General features: G+C 38.6%; 2 protein-coding genes. Both read left to right on the forward strand.

Annotated features, from left to right (window positions below; all coding sequences use genetic code 11):
* On the forward strand, positions 1-648 hold a 648-nt coding region (locus FHS57_RS31585; RefSeq protein WP_221225788.1), incomplete at its 5' end, for a COG3415 family protein.
* A gap of 188 nt (positions 649-836) precedes the next feature.
* Entirely contained in the window at positions 837-1,319 is a 483-nt protein-coding gene (locus FHS57_RS31590; protein WP_183980804.1) for a hypothetical protein, read from the forward strand.
* Positions 1,320-1,361 lie beyond the last annotated feature (42 nt).

Here is a 1,361-nt window from a genome sequence, read left to right on the forward strand (position 1 = left end):
TTGTTGTGCGCTATAAAGTTGAGTATGTTCTTAGTGTCAAAAAGATTAGTACATTCGTTCATTGAAATATGGTCATTAAAATTTTGTAAACCGATGGGCAAAGCAACTGATATGGCATCTCGTCAAGGGATAATTAGACTAAAATACGAAGGGAAGACCTTGTTTGAAATTAGCCAAGAGCTTTCGCTTCCTTATCCAACTGTTCGTAATCTGTGGCAACAATATCGAACTAATCCAGAAAAAGGGTTAGCCACCAATTATACTAATTGTGGAAAACGACCTAAGACTCAACAAGATTTAATTTATCGTGCAGCCCATTGGTTAAAGCGTTTGCATCCCCAATGGGGAACTCCCAAAATTCATCTTGCCTTGTGTGAGCGTTATGGTCGAGACAATGTGGAACATATCCGCACTTTACAACGCTGGTATCGAGATGCCAATCTCATAAAACCTCGTCAACAAATGGCAGAGCCTACCATTGGTGGTTCCAAAGCGGTTCATAACATCTGGCAAGTGGATGCCAAAGAACGTCTAACTTTGCTTGATGGACAAAAGGCTTGTTATTTAACTATTGTCGATGAAAAAAGCGGAGCTGCCTTGGAAGCTCCTGTTTTTCCCCTATGCTCGAATTTGCCAGGTCCCTATTGAGGTAGTTAGACAAAAATTGATTGAAATCTTTGCTCGTTGGGGTAAAGCAGGATGTTTTAGAGTGGACAATGGAGAACCGTTTGGCTCCGCCCTTATCAATCCAACACCACCTTTGGCTTTATGGTTAATTGCTCAAGACGTTGACATGACATGGAATAAACCTTATTGTCCTCAAATGAATAACAGAGTTGAAAAAATTCGGAACGCCGATGCGGCAGGACACCACTCAGCGATGGGCAGAAGTTAGCAAATGTAAAAATCTGCAAGACCTCCAAACCAAACTTAATCAACAAATTAAGATTCAAAGAGAAACATTCCCCGTAGTTCGACTTAAAAACAAAACTCGTTTACAAGAATTCCCACAACTACTAACTTCAAGGAGAGTATTTAGTCCACAAGAATTTAACCCACAGAGAGTATATGATTTTTTAGCTAAAAAAATCTTTACTCGAAAAGTATCATCAGCAGGACAAATAACCCATTTTGGACAAAAAATGGTAATCGGAAGTCACTACAAAGAGCAATACGTCCAGTTACAACTTGATAAAGATAAGGTTGAATGGATGATTACAGCTAATCATAAATACGTTAAAAATGCACCAGCTGTTAATCTATCCCATGAGAGAATCCTTAGCATGACCGTATTTTCAAAGAACGAAAAATGTACTTAACTAAATGTTATAACTTGTACTCAAATTTATGTCGCACAACAA

Origin of the sequence: Runella defluvii, from assembly GCF_014195535.1 — a bacterium.
In the GTDB taxonomy this organism is placed as follows: domain Bacteria; phylum Bacteroidota; class Bacteroidia; order Cytophagales; family Spirosomataceae; genus Runella; species Runella defluvii.